The sequence below is a fragment of the Salinibacterium sp. CAN_S4 genome (assembly GCF_015752305.1).
Lineage (GTDB): Bacteria > Actinomycetota > Actinomycetes > Actinomycetales > Microbacteriaceae > Rhodoglobus.
This window is the reverse complement of the sequence record NZ_JADOVB010000009.1, coordinates 1-5,542: the sequence shown is the minus strand read 5'-3', so window position 1 is coordinate 5,542 and position 5,542 is coordinate 1. Positions and strand designations below refer to the sequence as shown.

General features: G+C 54.0%; 2 rRNA genes. Both read right to left on the bottom strand.

The features are described 5' to 3' along the window. Nucleotides 1-57 precede the first annotated feature (57 nt). Nucleotides 58-3,177: ribosomal RNA gene (locus IWX81_RS14915) — 23S ribosomal RNA — on the bottom strand. Between the two features lie 510 nt (nt 3,178-3,687). Then, nucleotides 3,688-5,210, bottom strand: a 16S ribosomal RNA gene (locus tag IWX81_RS14910). The 16S and 23S rRNA genes sit together here, the layout of an rRNA operon. Between the last annotated feature and the right edge of the window lie 332 nt (nt 5,211-5,542).

The window sequence follows — 5,542 nt, the reverse complement described above, 5'->3', positions numbered from 1 at the left end:
CGTTCTCATTCACCATCGGAGGAGTGTTTTTCAACACACGCTCCGGTGAGGTGGGGTGTTATCAATTTATCGGCTTATTAGTACCGGTCAGCTCCGTGGGTCTTTAGTCCCCACTTCCACATCCGGCCTATCAACGCAGTAGTCTAGCTGCGAGCCTCTCGACTAAAAGTCATGGAAATCTTATCTTGAAGCCGGCTTCCCGCTTAGATGCTTTCAGCGGTTATCCGTTCCGAACGTAGCTAATCAGCGGTGCTCCTGGCGGAACAACTGACACACCAGAGGTTCGTCCATCCCGGTCCTCTCGTACTAGGGATAGCTCTTCTCAAATTTCCTGCGCGCGCAGAGGATAGGGACCGAACTGTCTCACGACGTTCTAAACCCAGCTCGCGTACCGCTTTAATGGGCGAACAGCCCAACCCTTGGGACCTACTCCAGCCCCAGGATGCGACGAGCCGACATCGAGGTGCCAAACCATGCCGTCGATATGGACTCTTGGGCAAGATCAGCCTGTTATCCCCGAGGTACCTTTTATCCGTTGAGCGACAGCGCTTCCACAAGCCACTGCCGGATCACTAGTCCCGACTTTCGTCCCTGCTCGACTTGTCAGTCTCACAGTCAAGCTCCCTTGTGCACTTACACTCGACACCTGATTACCAACCAGGTTGAGGGAACCTTTGGGCGCCTCCGTTACTTTTTGGGAGGCAACCGCCCCAGTTAAACTACCCACCATGCACTGTCCCTGAACCGGATTACGGTCCGAAGTTAGATATCCAGAGTGACCAGAGTGGTATTTCAACAATGACTCCACCTGAACTAGCGTCCAAGCTTCACAGTCTCCCACCTATCCTACACAAGCCACACCGAACACCAATACAAAGCTATAGTAAAGGTCACGGGGTCTTTCCGTCCTTCTGCGCGTAACGAGCATCTTTACTCGTAGTGCAATTTCGCCGAGTTCGCGGTTGAGACAGCTGGGAAGTCGTTACGCCATTCGTGCAGGTCGGAACTTACCCGACAAGGAATTTCGCTACCTTAGGATGGTTATAGTTACCACCGCCGTTTACTGGGGCTTAAATTCTCAGCTTCGCCTTGCGGCTAACCGTTCCTCTTAACCTTCCAGCACCGGGCAGGCGTCAGTCCGTATACATCGTCTTGCGACTTAGCACGGACCTGTGTTTTTAGTAAACAGTCGCTTCCCACTGGTCTCTGCGGCCTTCAAACGCTCCAGGAGTAAATCCCTTCACGCCTCAGGCCCCCCTTCTCCCGAAGTTACGGGGGCATTTTGCCGAGTTCCTTAACCACGATTCTCTCGATCTCCTTGGTATTCTCTACCTGACCACCTGAGTCGGTTTGGGGTACGGGTAACTTGAACCTCGCGTCGATGCTTTTCTTGGCAGCATAGGATCACTGATTTCGTCCGTGAGGACTACCCATCGGGTCTCAGGCTATATGAACGACGGATTTGCCTATCGTTCGCCCTACATCCTTAGACCGGGACAACCATCGCCCGGCTCAGCTACCTTCCTGCGTCACACCTGTTAATACGCTAACCGCACCAGCATAGGGTCGTGTGCTAGGCCCAACGCTTCACCCCGAAGGGATCCGTCACAGGGATTCAGACACTTAGCATCACTGGATTAGCTTGGGCGGTTCTTCGTCAGTACGGGAATATCAACCCGTTGTCCATCGACTACGCCTGTCGGCCTCGCCTTAGGTCCCGACTTACCCAGGGCGGATTAGCCTGGCCCTGGAACCCTTGGTCTTTCGGAGGACGGGTTTCTCACCCGTCTTTCGCTACTCATGCCTGCATTCTCACTCGTGTGGCCTCCACGGCTGGTTTACACCGCCGCTTCACTGGCCACACGACGCTCTCCTACCACTCCATGCGCCTGGACACCAAAGTGCCGGGCTAATACATGAAATCTACAACTTCGGTGGTGTGCTTGAGCCCCGTTACATTGTCGGCGCGGAATCACTTGACCAGTGAGCTATTACGCACTCTTTCAAGGGTGGCTGCTTCTAAGCCAACCTCCTGGTTGTCTGTGCAACTCCACATCCTTTCCCACTTAGCACACGCTTGGGGACCTTAGTTGGTAGTCTGGGTTGTTTCCCTCTCGACGATGAAGCTTATCCCCCACCGTCTCACTGCTGCGCTCTCACTTACCGGCATTCGGAGTTTGGCTAACGTCAGTAACCTTTTGGGGCCCATCAGCTATCCAGTAGCTCTACCTCCGGCAAGAAACACGCAACGCTGCACCTAAATGCATTTCGGAGAGAACCAGCTATCACGAAGTTTGATTGGCCTTTCACCCCTATCCACAGCTCATCCCCTCCATTTTCAACTGAAGTGGGTTCGGTCCTCCACGACGTCTTACCGTCGCTTCAACCTGGCCATGGATAGATCACTTCGCTTCGGGTCTAGACCCAGCGACTAAAACGCCCTATTAAGACTCGCTTTCGCTACGGCTGCCCCACTCGGGTTAACCTCGCCACTGAGCACTAACTCGCAGGCTCATTCTTCAAAAGGCACGCTCTCACCCCTACTAAGGAGGCTCGAACGGTTTGTAAGCAGACGGTTTCAGGTACTATTTCACTCCCCTCCCGGGGTACTTTTCACCTTTCCCTCACGGTACTTGTCCGCTATCGGTCATCTGGGAGTATTTAGGCTTACCAGGTGGTCCTGGCTGATTCACACGGGATTTCTCGGGCCCCGTGCTACTTGGGATACTCTTCGAACCATTGCAACATTTCGACTACCGGGCTGGCACCGTCTATGGCTGGGCTTTCAATCCCATTCGTCTATATTGCGTTGTAATTCTTGCTGTACGGCAGTAACAGCTGAAAAGTCCCACTACCCCGACCATGCAACGCCTGCCGGCTATCACACATGATCGGTTTGGCCTCTTCCGGTTTCGCTCGCCACTACTAACGGAATCACGGTTGTTTTCTCTTCCTGTGGGTACTGAGATGTTTCACTTCCCCACGTTCCCTCTACCCGCCCTATATATTCAGGCGGGAGTCACTGGGTCGTCTTGCAACGCCCAGCGGGGTTTCCCCATTCGGAAATCCTCGGATCACAGCTCTATTATCAGCTCCCCGAGGCTTATCGCAGATTTATACGTCCTTCTTCGGCTCCAGATGCCAAGGCATCCACCGTCTGCTCTTAGAAAATTGATATCACATGAGTTTGAATCGATCGCAGGGCCGAAGCCCTGAGATAGACCAATGATTACCTGAATACGGTTCCGAAGAAACGCAGTCAGGAGTCATCGTTTATGTGATCCGACCCTTTCAGGTCGAATCTAAGATGCTCGCGTCCACTGTGTAGTTCTCAAAATACGGGCGGTATCCCCCGCGCCTGGCCAAAGCCAGTCACAACAGGATCCGAAGACCGTTGCACCTTTCGGTGCGATGGTCCAGAGGTCCGATCGACACCACCACCCGAAGATGACAGCGCCGGCCCGGTCCCTCAGGACCCAACAGCGTGCAAAAGACCAGACTCGAGAAGAGCATCCGTTCCGACCAACCGTGTTGTAAACAACACGACTGATGTACTCAGAGGCAAGACTCTTACCTGGCCACAATGTCAATGTTCCACCCATGAGCGCTGCCTGACCCGAACAGGCCAGTGCAGCTTGGCTGTCTTTACGTCCCTGTATACAGAGGACGACAGCACATGCTCCTTAGAAAGGAGGTGATCCAGCCGCACCTTCCGGTACGGCTACCTTGTTACGACTTAGTCCTAATCACCGATCCCACCTTCGACAGCTCCCTCCTTGCGGTTGGGCCACTGGCTTCGGGTGTTACCGACTTTCATGACTTGACGGGCGGTGTGTACAAGGCCCGGGAACGTATTCACCGCAGCGTTGCTGATCTGCGATTACTAGCGACTCCGACTTCATGAGGTCGAGTTGCAGACCTCAATCCGAACTGAGACCGGCTTTTTGGGATTCGCTCCACCTTGCGGTATTGCAGCCCTTTGTACCGGCCATTGTAGCATGCGTGAAGCCCAAGACATAAGGGGCATGATGATTTGACGTCATCCCCACCTTCCTCCGAGTTGACCCCGGCAGTCTCCTTTGAGTTCCCACCATGACGTGCTGGCAACAAAGAACGAGGGTTGCGCTCGTTGCGGGACTTAACCCAACATCTCACGACACGAGCTGACGACAACCATGCACCACCTGTTTACGAGTGTCCAAAGAGTTGACTATTTCTAGCCCGTTCTCGTATATGTCAAGCCTTGGTAAGGTTCTTCGCGTTGCATCGAATTAATCCGCATGCTCCGCCGCTTGTGCGGGCCCCCGTCAATTCCTTTGAGTTTTAGCCTTGCGGCCGTACTCCCCAGGCGGGGAACTTAATGCGTTAGCTGCGACACAGAAGCCGTGGAATGGCCCCTACATCTAGTTCCCAACGTTTACGGCATGGACTACCAGGGTATCTAATCCTGTTCGCTCCCCATGCTTTCGCTCCTCAGCGTCAGTTACGGCCCAGAGATCTGCCTTCGCCATCGGTGTTCCTCCTGATATCTGCGCATTCCACCGCTACACCAGGAATTCCAATCTCCCCTACCGCACTCTAGTCTGCCCGTACCCACTGCAGGCTGGAGGTTGAGCCTCCAGTTTTCACAGCAGACGCGACAAACCGCCTACGAGCTCTTTACGCCCAATAATTCCGGATAACGCTTGCACCCTACGTATTACCGCGGCTGCTGGCACGTAGTTAGCCGGTGCTTTTTCTGCAGGTACCGTCACTTTCGCTTCTTCCCTACTAAAAGAGGTTTACAACCCGAAGGCCGTCGTCCCTCACGCGGCGTTGCTGCATCAGGCTTGCGCCCATTGTGCAATATTCCCCACTGCTGCCTCCCGTAGGAGTCTGGGCCGTGTCTCAGTCCCAGTGTGGCCGGTCACCCTCTCAGGCCGGCTACCCGTCGTCGCCTTGGTGAGCCATTACCTCACCAACTAGCTGATAGGCCGCGAGTCCATCCCAGACCGAAATTCTTTCCAACTCCTAGCCATGCGGCTGAAGCTCGTATCCGGTATTAGACACCGTTTCCAGTGCTTATCCCAGAGTCTGGGGCAGGTTACTCACGTGTTACTCACCCGTTCGCCACTGATCCAAAGAAGCAAGCTTCTCCTTCACCGTTCGACTTGCATGTGTTAAGCACGCCGCCAGCGTTCATCCTGAGCCAGGATCAAACTCTCCATAAATGTTTGACTGCACAAGCCACAAGTGACCCGGCACATCTAGCGCACCGATCTGCCGGAATAGGCATCACGATGCAAGTTTGAAACTGACAGAACAAACCAAACCGATTCCAAAGAACCAGACTGGACTTGCTTTGTTGTTTAATCTATTTCCAAAGGAATCCGTCAGAGAAAGACACCAACCCCGAAATAGGATCAGCACCAAACCCCGAACGGGTTTTTGGCATTTGACATTGTGCACGCTGTTGAGTTCTCAAGGATCGGACGCTCCTGACCTCCACCGCAACACGGCTTCACCCAGAGCAACACCTTCATCAGCCACCCCCGCAGAGCGA